The organism is Bacillus sp. GB_SG_008 (assembly GCF_052038115.1).
GTDB lineage: Bacteria > Bacillota > Bacilli > Bacillales > Bacillaceae_G > Bacillus_A > Bacillus_A rhizoplanae.
Genome location: NZ_JBPZSK010000003.1, coordinates 191,589 through 206,436 on the forward strand (window position 1 = coordinate 191,589; position 14,848 = coordinate 206,436).

18 protein-coding genes and 1 other RNA gene are annotated in these 14,848 nt (G+C 36.8%); 3 read left to right on the forward strand and 16 right to left on the reverse strand.

What is annotated here, in order from left to right; translation table 11 throughout:
- Positions 1-128 precede the first annotated feature (128 nt).
- The 7 genes from ACTDJC_RS08700 to ACTDJC_RS08730 form a co-directional block, all read right to left on the reverse strand.
- Positions 129-314: a DUF3921 family protein gene (locus ACTDJC_RS08700; RefSeq protein WP_440603170.1), complete on the reverse strand. Its 186-nt coding sequence runs from the start codon at positions 312-314 to the stop codon at positions 129-131.
- A 63-nt stretch (positions 315-377) separates the two neighbouring features.
- Positions 378-1,514 carry a THUMP domain-containing class I SAM-dependent RNA methyltransferase gene (locus tag ACTDJC_RS08705; RefSeq protein WP_098309364.1) on the reverse strand — a complete coding sequence of 379 codons (1,137 nt, stop codon included), beginning with the start codon at positions 1,512-1,514 and terminating at the stop codon, positions 378-380.
- 211 nt (positions 1,515-1,725) lie between these two features.
- An RNA gene (gene rnpB, locus ACTDJC_RS08710) (RNase P RNA component class B) lies at positions 1,726-2,114 on the reverse strand.
- An 87-nt stretch (positions 2,115-2,201) separates the two neighbouring features.
- A complete protein-coding gene (gpsB, locus tag ACTDJC_RS08715; RefSeq protein WP_098309365.1) occupies positions 2,202-2,549 on the reverse strand; it encodes a cell division regulator GpsB in 348 nt (115 codons plus the stop codon).
- 70 nt (positions 2,550-2,619) lie between these two features.
- Entirely contained in the window at positions 2,620-3,174 is a 555-nt protein-coding gene (locus tag ACTDJC_RS08720) for a DUF1273 domain-containing protein (protein WP_098309366.1), read from the reverse strand.
- A gap of 61 nt (positions 3,175-3,235) precedes the next feature.
- The gene (locus ACTDJC_RS08725) at positions 3,236-3,607 is read right to left on the reverse strand and encodes a CotD family spore coat protein (protein ID WP_440603466.1); all 372 of its coding nucleotides are present in this window, start codon (positions 3,605-3,607) and stop codon (positions 3,236-3,238) included.
- A 635-nt stretch (positions 3,608-4,242) separates the two neighbouring features.
- Positions 4,243-4,683: a YppG family protein gene (locus ACTDJC_RS08730; protein WP_440603171.1), complete on the reverse strand. Its 441-nt coding sequence runs from the start codon at positions 4,681-4,683 to the stop codon at positions 4,243-4,245.
- Positions 4,684-4,975: 292 nt separating this feature from the next.
- Here ACTDJC_RS08730 and ACTDJC_RS08735 point away from each other — a divergent pair, with 292 nt between their 5' ends.
- The gene (locus tag ACTDJC_RS08735; protein WP_098309369.1) at positions 4,976-5,185 is read left to right on the forward strand and encodes a YppF family protein; all 210 of its coding nucleotides are present in this window, start codon (positions 4,976-4,978) and stop codon (positions 5,183-5,185) included.
- A 177-nt stretch (positions 5,186-5,362) separates the two neighbouring features.
- On the opposite strand, the gene ACTDJC_RS08740 is transcribed toward ACTDJC_RS08735, so the two are convergent.
- The 3 genes from ACTDJC_RS08740 to ACTDJC_RS08750 all read right to left on the reverse strand — a co-directional run bounded on the left by ACTDJC_RS08740 (position 5,363) and on the right by ACTDJC_RS08750 (position 7,500).
- A complete protein-coding gene (locus ACTDJC_RS08740) occupies positions 5,363-5,713 on the reverse strand; it encodes a YppE family protein (RefSeq protein WP_440603172.1) in 351 nt (116 codons plus the stop codon).
- Between the two features lie 13 nt (positions 5,714-5,726).
- A complete protein-coding gene (locus ACTDJC_RS08745; protein WP_253629128.1) occupies positions 5,727-5,969 on the reverse strand; it encodes a hypothetical protein in 243 nt (80 codons plus the stop codon).
- Positions 5,970-6,498: 529 nt separating this feature from the next.
- A complete protein-coding gene (locus ACTDJC_RS08750; RefSeq protein ID WP_440603173.1) occupies positions 6,499-7,500 on the reverse strand; it encodes a DUF2515 domain-containing protein in 1,002 nt (333 codons plus the stop codon).
- 105 nt (positions 7,501-7,605) lie between these two features.
- On the opposite strand from ACTDJC_RS08750, the gene recU reads away from it, so the two are divergent.
- Together recU and ACTDJC_RS08760 are read left to right on the forward strand one after the other, a co-directional pair.
- A complete protein-coding gene (gene recU / locus ACTDJC_RS08755) occupies positions 7,606-8,208 on the forward strand; it encodes a Holliday junction resolvase RecU (RefSeq protein WP_098309374.1) in 603 nt (200 codons plus the stop codon).
- Between the two features lie 65 nt (positions 8,209-8,273).
- Positions 8,274-10,904 (forward strand): PBP1A family penicillin-binding protein, encoded by a 2,631-nt coding sequence (locus tag ACTDJC_RS08760; protein ID WP_440603174.1) that lies wholly within the window; start codon positions 8,274-8,276, stop codon positions 10,902-10,904.
- Between the two features lie 44 nt (positions 10,905-10,948).
- On the opposite strand, the gene ACTDJC_RS08765 is transcribed toward ACTDJC_RS08760, so the two are convergent.
- From ACTDJC_RS08765 to ACTDJC_RS08790, 6 genes are all read right to left on the reverse strand, one after another.
- Positions 10,949-11,464: a YpoC family protein gene (locus tag ACTDJC_RS08765; RefSeq protein WP_440603175.1), complete on the reverse strand. Its 516-nt coding sequence runs from the start codon at positions 11,462-11,464 to the stop codon at positions 10,949-10,951.
- Positions 11,461-12,117, reverse strand: coding sequence for an endonuclease III (gene nth, locus ACTDJC_RS08770; RefSeq protein ID WP_098309376.1), 657 nt, complete (start codon positions 12,115-12,117; stop codon positions 11,461-11,463). Before nth ends, ACTDJC_RS08765 begins: the two co-directional genes overlap by 4 nt.
- 15 nt (positions 12,118-12,132) lie before the next feature.
- Positions 12,133-12,840: a DNA replication protein DnaD gene (gene dnaD / locus ACTDJC_RS08775; protein ID WP_440603176.1), complete on the reverse strand. Its 708-nt coding sequence runs from the start codon at positions 12,838-12,840 to the stop codon at positions 12,133-12,135.
- Positions 12,841-12,984: 144 nt separating this feature from the next.
- Positions 12,985-14,169: a pyridoxal phosphate-dependent aminotransferase gene (locus tag ACTDJC_RS08780; protein WP_440603177.1), complete on the reverse strand. Its 1,185-nt coding sequence runs from the start codon at positions 14,167-14,169 to the stop codon at positions 12,985-12,987.
- Positions 14,170-14,187: 18 nt separating this feature from the next.
- On the reverse strand, positions 14,188-14,664 hold the full coding sequence (locus ACTDJC_RS08785) for a cell wall elongation regulator TseB-like domain-containing protein (protein ID WP_429719119.1): 477 nt from the start codon (positions 14,662-14,664) through the stop codon (positions 14,188-14,190).
- A gap of 7 nt (positions 14,665-14,671) precedes the next feature.
- A complete protein-coding gene (locus ACTDJC_RS08790; RefSeq protein WP_098309380.1) occupies positions 14,672-14,842 on the reverse strand; it encodes a YpmA family protein in 171 nt (56 codons plus the stop codon).
- Positions 14,843-14,848 lie beyond the last annotated feature (6 nt).

The following is a 14,848-nucleotide window of genomic DNA, read 5'->3' on the forward strand; positions in this document are numbered from 1 at the left end:
TTCCTCCAACTACATAATTTCTATATAAAAAGACAGAGCAACCACTCATAAAAAGAGCAGTTGCTGTTTTCTTGTTGCTTACATAACAAACGAGCGAAAAAAGTTTTCCTAATTGCAGGAAAACTTTTCTACTCTATCAATGATTTTAAATACTGTTTATCAATTAATGTTTCATGTGATAAAGCTGATAGATATTCTTCACGTGCTCTTTGTAATTTATGATCCGCTACGCCGTGAAGGTTTACCTCTTTTTCTAATTCATCATACGTTCGATGAATAGCTTTTTGAATCATAGAAAATTGCAAACCATCCATTAGCGCTTCCTCCTTTAGATTATCGCATAATAGCAAGTATATGCGTTCTAAAGAAGTTTTATACTAATCACGCGGCGGACGTTTGCCAAAATACTGATAGTAATCAGTGCGAATAAATCCATTAAATAATTTTCGTTTCTTTGATGCATCTTTGCCGTACCATTTCTCAAACTCTGGATGGCTTGTTAATATATATAAAGACCAAGTATCCAGCGGTCGGAATGCTTGTCCCATCTCTGCATACATTTTTTCAACAAGAGGCTTTTCACTTAAACGCTCTCCGTATGGAGGATTCGTCACAACATAACCATATTCCTCTTTTGTTGTAAAATCTTTTACTTGCATTTGCTTAAATGTAATAAGATCACCAAGCCCTACTTCATCAGCATTATCCTGGGCAACTTGTACCATGCGATGATCAATATCTGATCCGATAATTTGAAGAGGTTGATCATAATTTGCTAAGTCTTCCACTTCTTGACGAGCTTCATCCCAATTTTGTTTACCAATCCAACCCCATCCATCAGAAGCAAAATCACGGTTAAAGCCTGGAGCAATATTTTGACCAATTAATGCGGCTTCAAGTGGAATCGTTCCAGAACCGCAAAAAGGATCTACAAACGGGCGATCTGGCTTCCAGTTGGTTAACATAATTAATGAAGCTGCCAATGTTTCTTTTAACGGTGCTTCCCCTTGTCCAACGCGGTATCCACGCTTATGAAGCCCAACACCACTTGCATCAATTGTCAACGTTGCTACATCTTTTAATAGCGCAACTTCGATACGAAATAGCGGGCCATTCTCTTCAAACCATGTTGTGCGTCTATATGTACTTTTTAATTTTTCAACGACTGCTTTTTTTACGATACTTTGACAATCAGGTACACTAAATAGTGTAGATTTAATCGATTTACCGATAACAGGGAATTCTCCATTTTCCGGAATATAATCCCCCCAATTTAGCGCCTTTGTTTTTTCAAATAATTCATCAAATGTTGTTGCCTTAAATTCACCAACTTTAATTTTTACACGATCCGCTGTACGGAGCCATAAATTACTGCGACAAATAGCTTTTTCGTCCGCTTCAAACGTTACTTTCCCATTATCTACCTGGCATTCATAACCGAGATTGCGAACTTCTCTTGCAACAAGTGCTTCAATTCCCATTGCAGCAGTTGCAATTAAAGTAACTTTTCCCATTTCCATTCTCCTCATATATATAATCAAACACTCATTGACAGTAACTGTTCTCTGCTAACCAGTTAAAATCATAACATTTTATTTCACTTCAATTGTATTAAATTTGTAAAACTTTCTTTACCATTTTAACTCACATTCCAAAAATTCATACAAATAAAAAGCCCTCCTCTTACAAAGGAGAGCTGAACAAACTCATGATTGGTTCATAACGTTCTGTAAGCCATGTTCTGTACCTTTGTACTGCAAACGGCCCACGCCTCGTACTCCGGTGGCAATCATCTATCTACAGAGCAATTGCATCTGTCTTTTCCCATCGTTCATTTCCTTAGGAAAAGTTCCCCTACCAATATTTGGGTTTCTCGCTCGTGGGGTTTACCTCGTTCCACTCCCATCATTTCTTCTGGGACTTCGTCACTGTGGCACTTTAAAGGTAGTCAAACCATATCCAATGGACTTAGGTTTTTTCCCTGCCGTTAATCCAGCTTTACGCCAGAATACCCTAGCTTATGACTTCGCTAGGCACGAACACTACGACCATCTCAGGTCGTGCGAGCATGGACTTTCCTCTACAACAAAGCGTTGCAGCGATTACCCAAACGTTATGACATGAATTAGTATAGTGGAAACATAAATATTTTGCAACGTTTTTTGCATGTAAATTGCTACAAGTTTATTTAGATGCTTCCATTATTCGTACAATTTACTTCCAAACACAGCTTTTTCCAAATTCGACAGACGTTTTAAAATATCTGTATTCGTATTATTGTAAACTGGTTGCGGAGTAGGAACAGGAGCTGGAGTTGGCGCTGGCTGAGATTGTACTTGTTGTGCCATTGCTTTTTGTTGCTCCAATTCTTGCTTTAAACGTGAATTTTGTTGCTGTAATTGTTCAATTTCTTTATGGAATGCTTCATAATCCTTAATAATCATGTCTAAAAATTTATCTACTTCTTCTTGTTGATAGCCTCGCATTCCCGTTTTAAACTCTTTTTCTAAAATATCTTTCGCTGTTAACTTAATTTTATCAGAAATCATTTAGGTCACCTCAAGTCTTTACCAAAACTTTCATTAAGTAAATTTTTTCAGAAACAGTTCGTTTTGTCAATCATATATCCTTATTCCACTGTTCTTCTTCTATTATATCTTGTAAATCAGAAAAAAGTATAAAATAACATTGATAATTTTGGGATTCTTCCTTTTTTTTCGCTGCTTCTACGATGTATTTAGGACTTCCTGGTTTCTCTTCATCATACATAGCAAGTAATGCATCACTTTTTTCAATGAAAAATTGATTTTTTAGCCGGAATTGTTCTGGGCTTTCATATTTCCGCTTCGTTATACTATCAACGTGATCTGCTTGTGAGAGAATACATTCATAATACTCCCGATTGTTTTCCTTCCAATTTTCTTCCTGATCTAAAAAAGGGGTAAATACAGCTAATTTCAAATCTGGATATTCCAATTGCAAATCAAATACAACTTCAGCTGTCCATAGTTCTACCCCTAATTGTCCACTAATTATAACCCATTCTAATCCTTCTTCTAACAAAGGAAGCAGCCTTTGTTGTATCGCTTTTTTTATGTAAGAAATTCCAGGATGGTCATTTGAAAAAATCCCTAATTCAAATGGCTTATATCCTGTAACAGCTACAACTTTCATATGAAACGCCCCTTCTCTTTTCAAAAAAAGAACTAGCAATTTGCTAGTTCTAGCATAACACTTACTTTTTAAACATGCCACCAACATTTGGGCTTGGTGGTAACATTGCTGGACTTACACTTGGGCCAACATTTGGGCCTGGCGGTAACATTGCTGGACTTACATTTGGACCAACATTCGGGCCAAGTGGCGATACTTGAGAACCACCTGGGCCAAACCCACCAAATCCACCAACATACACTGGATCAGCAGGGGATATAACATTTGCAGCAGAGTGTGTGTGTGGGAAATAATGCTGAGATTGCACTACCTGATGATGAACGTGTTTTATATGTGTTGGGTGAATATGAGGGACCACCGTTTTTGAGCATGTGTGTGTTACACAACATTTTGTCGGATGCACAATAGGAGGTGTTGTTGTAATTGGTGCCACTGCTCCCCCAAAAGGTGCAACTGCTCCTCCGAAAGGTGCAACTGCTCCCCCGAAAGGTGCTGCTCCCCCGAAAGGTGCTGCTCCCCCGAAAGGTGCAACTGCTCCCCCGAAAGGTGCTGCTCCCCCGAAAGGTGCAACTGCTCCCCCGAAAGGTGCTGCTCCCCCGGAGCAAGGATGACAATGATACATAGTTTTCTCTCCTCTCACAGTTTGAAAATGAGCTTACACTTTACAATATGAGAAAAGAGTAAAAGCCGTTTGTTACAAATACCTATTTCTATATCGGAAATTTGTCTATAAAAATTGTTTAAAGTTTGTAAAAATAAAAACAATTAATGTAATCATGACAAAAAACAAAAGTAAAATAACCTTGTTCACATTCGTCCTCTCCATACATCATATTTTAACGCTACCGTCATTGTAAAATGGATAGGAGGTCCGAACAACTCTTTTTTATGACATTTCGCATGTAAAATTTGGGTTTTTATTGAGCCACATATATCATCAATACTTTAGAAAATCCTTCTTCAATTCTTTACACATATTGCCCTATATAAAAGATAAAAAAACTACCCTTATAAGCTCGACTCGTTCAACTAACCTTTCATGGGAAAAGCACCCGTGAAAGGTTAGTTTCACTTTATAAAAAAGCCTCCTACTTGTTTGACAATACCAGTAATTTGATTCATTGCATTCATCATTTGACCTGCAGTACCCATCATTTTATTAATGTCATAATTTCCATCGGCTGTTTTAAATTGCGATATTAAACTAGAAAATTGACTTGGCTGTTGCTTTGCATAATTTTGTTTATTCATCATCGGATATGGCGTATGTGGATGAAAAGAAGATTGAATAGGTTGTTTCGGTGGATAAAACATTGGCTGATTCATTGGTTGATTCATTGGTTGATTCATTGGTTGATTCATTGGTTGATTCATTGGTTGATTCATTTGTGGAAGTTGAAAAGGTTGAAAATAATTTGTTTGATTCATATAGTAAGGCATAAAAGGATACATATTATAACGTAAGTATGGATCTTGTTCAATCTGATACATGCTGGACTGTTGAAACATACATTCTCCCTCCTCTAACAGTTTTCTATATAGTTAGAATATGAAATCATAAAAAAAATGTGTAATCATCCTATAAGTTGAAAATTCCTGCGTTGACTAACTTTTTCATTGGCCATTACTAGTCGATCCCCATTTTTCCAAATCATTACCATGAAAGGTAAAAGAAAACCGATAGTTGATAAAGTAATACAAATTATACCTTGCGCAAAATTTAAATTTTCAAAAAAATAAAAAAGTAAGCGTTTGTATGCTACCATTATATAGAAAAGATTCTTATGGGGGAGGAATCAGCATGGTATTAGGGGATTTAAAACAAGATTTTTTTGAAAAAAAGGGATATGAACCTGAGGATTTGAATGAGTTACTTGATTTTGCAAGACATTCTTATCTACAAGGAAAAATTTGCTTATCACAGTATAGAAGTGTAACACGTGAACTAGAAACAATTGGAGCTACAAAACCAGCTTACGAAACAGAAAAAAATATCGTGACAGAAGTATAAAGTGAAACTTCTATCAGTGGGGTTTTCTTCATCCCCACTGATAGAAGTTGAACCAACCGGGCTTTTACGGGCAGTTGTCCCCCCACATATCTTCTTCGTTTCTCTCTGCATCTTGAGGTTGGGTCTTACTGCCCGTAAATAGCGGGATAAAAAATAAGAGGGGATTCTCCCCTCTTATCACTTACATTGTTCTAAAATATTTTGTAATGTATAATGAATCGCCTGATGTGTTTCATAAAAACGCTTCCCATTCATTTTCTGTGCAAAACACTGTAAAGAATTGCTTTGTAAATTTGTACATACTTGTTCAATTTGCTGTACATGTATATATTTAGGCTTTACTCGATACAACCACTCAAGCGCAAGTTGTTTCCATTCTTCTAATCCTTTATCTACTAAAGACACGAATGGCTTTATATCATGATAAAAGTCAAACTCAAGTTCTTCACTTTCTCTTTTTTTTATAATCGTTTCATCGTTATATTCAATTATTTTTTTGGTCATTTCAATCAATGTTACATATTCCACTATTTCCACCTACTTATATACTAACTGCCACTACTTGAAACGTTTGTACCCAACTACCTTTCTCTTCATGCTGCAATAATTTTGCTTCCATATGCTTTATATGCATTTCCATTATCTCTTCTTTATTAACTACAAATTCTCTTTTTTCCTTAAGCGCATGATTAACTCTAAGTGCCATGTTCATTTCAAGCAAATCAAGAGTATTTAACATCTGATCCATTTTTTTCATTACATCCTCTTTCTGAACCATTTTCATCTTTAAAACGCCTCCCTCTTTGCCTTCCGTTTGTCATGTTAATTCGACAGCTCCTTTTCCGCTCCTGCATGCTTGACAAAACTAGTTTTAATTCGGCAAAGAAAGTGATTTTTTGTATGAAGTTTATGAAAGTGGCAACAATACGAAAGGGAGGTGTTGACAATGGCTAAAAGCAAAAATGAAAACAAGAAAAAACAAACTCAAAGTAAACAAAATAAACCAGAAACAGGAAATCCAAAATTGGATGGACCAAATTTCCCTGCTACATAAAGTAAAACTTCCATCAATGGGCGCTTTTCCCATTGATGGTTAGTTGAACCAATCGGGCTCTTACGGTTGGTTTGACTTCCTCTCCGCTCTCACTTCTTACTAACCGTTTGAGCGGGGTAAAGTGAAACTTCTTTTCATGGAAACGATTCTCTTCCATGAAAAGTCAGTTGAGCCAATCGGTCTCTTACAGCTTGTTTAACTTTCTTCCCGCTTTTCATGAAGCGGGATTTTTTTATTATATCATGAATAATGACTTCTGTTAAAAAAGGTCATTAAGTGAAGCAAACAAGTGTAATTGCTTCTGTTTGTGTAAAAACCATTCTGTAATATCAATGTCTATTTTCGGTTCTTCAAACAAAAACAATTCCTCTATATTCATTCCTGAATGAAACCAATCTTTCTCAGCATCACGATGATGGGAGATGACAGAAAATACATCGCGAAGCTGAGGAGTATCTTGTTCCTTAAAAGTAGGGAAGTATTGTTCATAATCTAACCTCGCCCCCGTATGAACTGTTTGAGAAGAAAATGTATAAAACGAATCCTTATAAGTTGGATGAAATAATAACCACGCTAATCGTTTCCCTAACTCAATTCTCTTTATCAGTGTTTCAAACTGACGTACGGAGAAACCATATAATTTCCCATTTACTGTTGGAAATATCACTGCACTAAAATGAAACAATTCCTGAAATTTGAATAATAATGTTTGGAATACATGCTTTTGATAAAAAGGATGCTCAATTACCGGCTTTTGGATGATATGTTGTTCATTAATAATGAGAGCCGTCATAAGTCGATCCTCATTTTTTTGGTTCCAAAAATAATTCCATTCTACTTCCATAAATATCGATACAGAAAATATTTGCAACAAATGAAACAGAGGTTTTTGCATTTGTTTACTATATCCATACAATAGCAGCTGAGGATATGCATCTAAAAAAATAAGCCAATTTGCACGTTCATATGTAAGAAATAACTGTTTACGTATCTCATTAGATAAAACTTTTGGATAATATTTTCCTTCTAAATCTGTCATATTCCAGCCTGCATTTCGAGATACCATACTGGCTAAAAATGACCAACGAATTTCTTTATTGCGTTCATAATATTCTTTATAAGCATGCGTGCGCGAAATATTATCAACATTAGCAAGAAGAGTTTGTTGTACAATACGATGCACGAGCTCTTGCTCTTCCTTTGTATAGGAAGAAATCTTCCTTTTTTGTCTTATTTTTTCATATTCACTTTGTGCAAACATAATGTTCTCGCCTCTTCTCTGTATTCAAAAAAATCGCCTATTTTTCATTTTTTTTGATATAATCACCTTTGTAAGTGATTCTATGCAAGTTGGAGTGGACAAACCATGACCATTCGTTATCCAAACGGAAGAAAGTATAATGAAACGCAGCAAACTCATACTGTGCCTACAAGTAAACATACTTATAGTAATAGAGGTATGTCACTTGAAGAGGAACTAAACGAAACAAATCAGTACTATTTAACGCACAATATTGCTTGCGTCCATAAAAAGCCCACCCCTCTTCAAATTGTAAAAGTCGATTATCCGAAGCGAAGTGCTGCTGTGATTAAAGAAGCGTACTTTAAGCAACCTTCTACAACCGACTACAACGGTGTATACAAAGGTAAGTACATTGACTTTGAAGCGAAAGAAACTAAAAATAAAACAAGTTTTCCCTTACAAAACTTCCATCTTCACCAAATTAAACATATGAAGCAAGTATTAGCTCATGGTGGTATTGCATTTGTTATTATTAAATTTACGCTTTTCGATGAATTTTATTTACTAGAAGCAAAACATATCATTACATTTTGGAATCGACAAGAAGCTGGTGGACGTAAATCAATTACAAAGCAAGAAATGGAAGAGCATGGATACTTATTATCGTGCGGTTATCACCCCCGCATTGATTATATTCATACACTAGACACACTTTATTTTTCGTGATAGAGTCAACAATAAGGCTCATTTTTCGACTTTTGGGGAGGAAATGAAAGGTAGGAGAAAGTATAATGTCAGAAAATTATCGTTCTCGTGAAGAACGAAAACACGCTAAAAAACAGAAACAAGAACAGCCTAAAAAAGCGAAACCAAAGAAAAAAGGTTCTTTTCTACGCAAATTTCTAATCACTTGCTTAATAATCGGCATTGTGGCACTAGTAGCTGGGGTTTCTGCTTTCTTTATTATAATAAAGGATGCTCCAAAATTAGATAAAGCGAAACTTGAAGTTCCATTATCAACAAAATTTTATGATAAAGACGGAAATTTCGTATATGAATATGGCGCTGAAAAGCGAACAAAGGTCACATATGACCAAATTCCAAAAGTAGTAGAAGATGCCTTCCTAGCTACAGAAGATTCACGTTTTTATGAGCACCATGGAATTGATTTTAGGCGTACTGCAAAAGCAATTTTCTCAAACTTGACTAGTGACTCCGGTACTCAAGGTGGTAGTACAATTACACAGCAAGTTATTAAAAACTATTACCTAACACCGGAACAAACAATAAAACGTAAAGTACAAGAATGGTATTTAGCTTACAAGTTAGAGCAGCAATATTCAAAACATGAAATTCTAGAAATGTACTTAAACAAAATTAACTTAGGTAACCGTTCTTACGGTATTGCAACAGCTGCAAAAAATTATTATGGAAAAGAATTAAAAGATTTAACATTACCTGAGGCAGCGATGCTTGCAGGATTACCACAAGGTCCTAGTATTTATGATCCGACAAAACCAGAAAACGTGAAGGCCGCAACAGAACGACGCGATACAGTATTATATTTAATGAACCGACATGGCTATATCACGAAGAAAGAAATGGAAGATGCGAAGAAAGTCCCAGTGACGGAAGGTCTTCAGCCGTCTCAAGAAGCAACACAAATGCCTTATCAAGGATTCTTAGATGCCGCTGTAAAAGAAATCGAATCGCAAATTAAAGATGTCAACATTGGTTCTGATGGTCTTTCAATTTACACAACATTAGATCCAAAAGCTCAGAATTATGCAGATAAAATGATGAACACAGAAGAAATCATTAACTATCCGGATGAAAAATTCCAGGGTGCATTCGTATTCATGGATACGAACTCAGGTGAAGTTCGTGCAATTGGTAGCGGACGCGGTGAAAACAAAGCAACATTTAAAGGACATAACATGGCTATTGACTCAGAACGCCAAGTAGGTTCTACAATGAAGCCAGTTTTTGATTACGGCCCTGCTATTGAATATAAGCAATGGTCAACATATCATCAAGTTGACGATTCACCTTATAAATATTCATCAGGACAAGAGGTTCGAAATTTCGATAACGGCCACAAAGGTCCGATGTCAATGCGCGACGCATTAGCACAGTCCCGTAACGTGCCTGCTGTCAAAACTGCTAAAGAAGTTGGTATAGGTAAAGCACAAACTTTCGCTGAGGGACTTGGCTTTACATTTGGAGCAGATGGTGCCCAAGAATCAACAGCAATTGGTAGTAATGAAGCTTCTCCTCTTACAGTTGCAGGAGCATATGCCTCATTCGGAGACGGTGGTGTATATCATAAACCACACTTTGTAACAAAAGTTGTGTACCCTGATGGCAAAGAAGTGAACTTTACACCAAAAGGGAAACGAGTAATGAAAGATTACACAGCATATATGACTACAGATATGCTTCGTAGTGTTGTGGATTCTGGTACTGGTACAAAAGCAAATGTTAGTTCACTAGATGTTGCTGGTAAAACAGGAACAACAAACTATACTTCAAAAGAACTAAGGGATTATGATTTCCCTGCTTCTGGAAGTCCTGATAGTTGGTTTGCAGGCTATACACCACAATATACGATGGCTGTATGGACTGGGTATAATAAACGAAATGAAGGCTATGTTGATAAAAATTCATCAGCGATCGCACAGCGTATGTTTAAAGCGATGATGAGTGAATTTGGAACTGATGACTCTCGTTTTGAAATGCCAAGTAGTGTAGAACGCGTAAATGATGAACTTTATGTGAAAGGTGCTAAAAAAGATAATATTAAAAAGATTGACGTAAGTGCCCCAGGTGGTTTACAGGCTGCATATGATCAATCTTCTAATAGCATCCAACTAAAATGGGCTGGTTCATCTGATACAGATGTATCCTACTCTGTAAGCTACAAAGGCAGTGATGGTTCCAGCGGAAGTCCAGACATAAGTGGTACAAGCGCAACAATTAGCGGCGTACAACCTGGTGCTACCTATACTATTTCTCTCGTTGCGACAAAAGGTAATAGCTCTAGTGCTCCGGTAACAGCGACGGTAGTAGTACCTGGTGATGACGCTAAGAAAAAAGCTGAAGATGATGCTGCTAAGAAAAAGGCTGAAGAAGATGCCGCTAAGAAAGCTGAACAAGATAAGCAAAATCAAAACAACGGGAATACCGCACCCGGTGGTGGAAATACCACACCAGGTGGCGGAAATACCACACCGGGTGACGGAAATACCACACCAGGTGGCGGAAATACCACACCGGGTGGTGGAAATACCACACCGGGTGACGGAAATACCACACCAGGTGGCGGAAATACCACACCAGGTGGCGGAAATACCACACCGGGTGACGGAAATCATCCGAATCCACCAGCAGAAGGTGGAAATCCAAATAAACCGACTCAATAATAACGATAACAAGCTACACACTAATAAAAAAGAAGCCATCTTCTCTACCGAGAAGATGGCTTCTTTTGCATAATGAGTACTTTTACATATAACTTTTCCAATTCTTCATATAACTGTGTCAGCTGAATAAAAGAATGATACTGATCTGGCTGTTTCATAATAAATAAAAAACGTTCCATAAAGTTAACTGGTTTTTTTTCTAATCTTTCTATTTGTTCATTCATATCCTGTAAACTGACAACAGGTGTTCTATTCATCCAGTGTAAAATAGATAAAAGATGTCCTGCAAATCGTACCATCGGATCTTTTGCTTCTTTTTTGTTTCGATTTCGAAATAATATAGAAATCTCTTCTTTTTGTTCTTTCCATAAGTTTAATACAGTAGAAATACTCATTTCTATCTCATTCCATGGCTTATACCGCTGCTCGATATCAAAGAGAAAGCACGTCTCTTCTAAAAGCTCCCCAAATGATTTTTCTGCATTGTATTCAATGACAGTCTCTTCTTCAAAGAAAGGACTACATCGAAAATCATTTGGTATTTCAAGTACTTGCTTCATTTCTTCTCCTTCTCTCTCATGCGTTTCTTACCTTCACGACATAGCTCTAACAATCTGCATTCTTCGCACTGAGGACGCTGCGCCTTGCAGTGATAGCGCCCAAAAAAGATCATACGATGATGTGTTACGCCCCACTCTTCCATCGGTACTTTCTTCATTAATGTCTTTTCTACCTCTAATACAGAATCTTTCCATTTGCAAAAGGCAAGTCGTTTACTAACGCGCTCTACATGCGTATCAACAGCAATAGCCGGAATACCAAATGCAACGGAGACAACAACATTTGCAGTTTTTCGTCCTACACCTGGTAACTTCGTTAACTCGTCTCTATCTTGCGGCACCTCTCCACCATACTCATCAATAAGCATACGGCATAGCTTTTGAATATTTTTCGCCTTATTCCGATACAAACCAATAGAACGAATATCCTGCTGCAATTCTTCTAAAGACACGCTTAAATAATCCTCTGGTGTTTTATATTTTTGAAATAGATTTTTTGTTACTTTATTTACAAGAACATCTGTACACTGCGCAGATAGCGCTACCGCAATAACAAGTTCAAATGCGTTGTCATGATTAAGTTCACAATGCGCTTCTGGGTACATCTCTCCCATTACATCAAGGCAATGTCTAATTTGTGTTTTATTTAGCATTTTTTCCTCCTACCATTATTGCTCTAGCCAATTATAAAACGGCACTTTTCCTGTATACTTCGTTTCTTGCCGTGATACTTGCTGATTTCGTTGCTGATTTTCTCTAAATTTCCGTCCTTGGTTCTGTGCTTGATCAACCGTTTTAATTCCATTCTTCTTCCATTCAAACAATATGCGATCGATATAACGAAAGTTCAATTTTCCACTCATAACAGCTTCGCGAAGAGCAGTTTGGATTAAAAGTGGATCGTGATTATCCTGATCTTGCCACATTGCTAACGTCTCGCACTCAAATGGAGATAATGGCCTTCCAAATTCATGCTCAAACACTGTATATAAATTGATTTGTAATTGTTTTTGTTCTCGCTCTTCCTCTTCAATATTCTCACTCATTAAAAAATGTAATATCTTTTCCCAAAGAGGCTGTAACGAGTAGCTTTCGCAAATCATTGCTGCGGATTTACGTCCTCCTTCTAGCGCTAAAAAGCCTTTTTGAATTAACGCTTGAATAATCTCCATACACTTTGTTTGTGTAATGGTCATCCGCTCTGCAATTTCTCCTGGTGTTGGGAAAGAGTTTCCCGACTCTAAAAATGTATGGACATGCAACAGTACCATGAACTCTACTTCATTTAAACCGAGTTTTTTATAATGCATCATTAATAATTTTGGAATCGCAATGCTGCCTTGTTCAAACCACTCTAACATGATTTTCTTCTTCATAATCAAACACCTCGCTTTCTAGTATAACACACCTTTTCACATTTCTTTTTGGCACAATTCGTCAAAAAAACCTCCCTATATGAAAGGGAGGTACGATTTGAACTGTCTAAGGCAATTGCAAAGATAGAAATAAAAGAGCTACTCTTATTTCATTTTGTTTTTCATAAATGTATCAATACGTTCTAACGCTTTCTCTAATTGTTCAAGTGAAGTTGCGTATGATAAACGAACGTTATTTGGTGCTCCGAATCCTGTTCCTGGAACGAGGGCAACTTTTTCTTCTTCTAATAATGCTTTTGCCCATTCATCAACTGTTTCATAACCAGCTAATGCTACTGCTTCTTTCACATTTGGGAACAGATAGAACGCTCCTTGCGGTTTAATGCAAGAGAACCCAGGAATTTGAATCAGTTTCTCATAAACGATATTTAATCGTTCTTCAAATGCACTGCGCATCATTTCTACAGGTTGTTGATCTCCAGCATAAGCAGCAATCGCTCCGTACTGCGCAATTGAAGTAGGGTTTGATGTACTGTGACTCGCTAAGTTCGTCATCGCTTTAATAAGTTCTTTATTACCTGCTGCATAACCAATACGCCAGCCTGTCATTGAGTGCGATTTTGACACACCGTTAATAATAAGAGTCTGTTCTTTTAATTCATTAGAAAGCTGAGCAATTGATGTATACTCTGCATCGCCATAAATTAATTTCTCATAAATTTCATCAGAAACAATTAAAATGTTATGCTCTACGCATACTTGCCCAAGCTGCTGCAACTCTTCTTTACTATAAATCATCCCTGTTGGGTTGCTAGGTGAGTTAATAATTACAGCTTTCGTTTTCTCTGTAATTACTTGACGCAATTGCTCCGGTGTGATTTTATAATTATTTTCTTCTAATCCATCTACATATACTGGTTCACCACCTGCAAGCTTTACTTGCTCTGGATAGCTTACCCAATATGGAGTTGGAATAATAACTTCATCACCTTCATCAAGTAATACTTGAAACAGCGTATATAAAGCATGCTTTGCACCGTTACACACAATAATTTGAGATGGTTCATAAGAAATACCTTGGTCACGCTCAAACTTTTTGATAATTTCTTGTTTCAGCGTAGCTAATCCACCTGTTGGTGTATATTTCGTATGACCTTCTAACATTGCTTTATGAGCAGCATCCATAATATGCTCTGGCGTATTAAAGTCAGGCTCTCCTGCTCCTAATCCAATTACGTCATGTCCTTCTGCTTTTAAGGCTTGTGCCTTTGCTGTAATTTCTAACGTTGTAGACGGTGTTAGAGCAGCTACTCGCTTTGCTAATTTCATCCTGAGTTCCCCCTGCACTTATTTTTCAATGCTATATCGTTTTAAAAACTTACCATCTTCGAATGCAAGATAATAGTAAGTGTAACGATTTTCATCATCAATATATGTAACTTCCCATAATGGAACATTGTTTTCAGCGCCTAATTTTGCTTTCACAAATTGCTTCGGCTTTCGCTCTTTGGCAACAATTTGCAAAGCATCTTTTTCAGAAATACCTTCGCTTGCTTTTCGCACTAGAATATCTCCTTTTTTCTCAGGCACCCAAACGATATATTGTTCTCCTTTTTCATTCACACCTTGTACAACTTCATATGGAGCTTGACCGTTATAATAATCGACTTTTGTTACTTTAGTAAGTTTTGCCTTTTCTTTTGCAATCTCAACTGTTTTCGATTCTTTCGGAATTTTTTTCTCCATCGTTGTATTATAGATGTGTACCCCATATAAAACAACAGCAACGATTACAATAAAAATTGTCAAAATCCACTTTTTCATTGTATCACTACGTTCTGTAAATCGTAAATATTGCTGTCTCTTTTTCTTTTTCATCTAACGCTAATCCGAACATCAAATCTTTTTCTTTTAATGTTCGATTTAAACTATCAACAATTTTGTATAAATCAGACGTGTATCCAAGACGCGTCGTTGATAGTACTTCAATTTTCTTCTCCATAAAAAC

Coding starts and splice junctions, on each gene's coding strand:
- ACTDJC_RS08735 (WP_098309369.1), top strand. CDS start 4,976: ATGGTATTAGGGGATTTAAAACAAGATTTTTTTGAAAAAAAGGGATAT.
- ACTDJC_RS08790 (WP_098309380.1), bottom strand. CDS start 14,842: ATGGAGAAGAAAATTGAAGTACTATCAACGACGCGTCTTGGATACACG.
- ACTDJC_RS08730 (WP_440603171.1), bottom strand. CDS start 4,683: ATGTTTCAACAGTCCAGCATGTATCAGATTGAACAAGATCCATACTTA.
- dnaD (WP_440603176.1), bottom strand. CDS start 12,840: ATGAAGAAGAAAATCATGTTAGAGTGGTTTGAACAAGGCAGCATTGCG.
- ACTDJC_RS08700 (WP_440603170.1), bottom strand. CDS start 314: ATGGATGGTTTGCAATTTTCTATGATTCAAAAAGCTATTCATCGAACG.
- ACTDJC_RS08785 (WP_429719119.1), bottom strand. CDS start 14,664: ATGAAAAAGTGGATTTTGACAATTTTTATTGTAATCGTTGCTGTTGTT.
- ACTDJC_RS08765 (WP_440603175.1), bottom strand. CDS start 11,464: ATGAAGCAAGTACTTGAAATACCAAATGATTTTCGATGTAGTCCTTTC.
- gpsB (WP_098309365.1), bottom strand. CDS start 2,549: ATGATTTCTGATAAAATTAAGTTAACAGCGAAAGATATTTTAGAAAAA.
- recU (WP_098309374.1), top strand. CDS start 7,606: ATGACCATTCGTTATCCAAACGGAAGAAAGTATAATGAAACGCAGCAA.
- ACTDJC_RS08745 (WP_253629128.1), bottom strand. CDS start 5,969: ATGAAAATGGTTCAGAAAGAGGATGTAATGAAAAAAATGGATCAGATG.
- ACTDJC_RS08720 (WP_098309366.1), bottom strand. CDS start 3,174: ATGAAAGTTGTAGCTGTTACAGGATATAAGCCATTTGAATTAGGGATT.
- nth (WP_098309376.1), bottom strand. CDS start 12,117: ATGCTAAATAAAACACAAATTAGACATTGCCTTGATGTAATGGGAGAG.
- ACTDJC_RS08780 (WP_440603177.1), bottom strand. CDS start 14,169: ATGAAATTAGCAAAGCGAGTAGCTGCTCTAACACCGTCTACAACGTTA.
- ACTDJC_RS08760 (WP_440603174.1), top strand. CDS start 8,274: ATGTCAGAAAATTATCGTTCTCGTGAAGAACGAAAACACGCTAAAAAA.
- ACTDJC_RS08705 (WP_098309364.1), bottom strand. CDS start 1,514: ATGGGAAAAGTTACTTTAATTGCAACTGCTGCAATGGGAATTGAAGCA.
- ACTDJC_RS08750 (WP_440603173.1), bottom strand. CDS start 7,500: ATGTTTGCACAAAGTGAATATGAAAAAATAAGACAAAAAAGGAAGATT.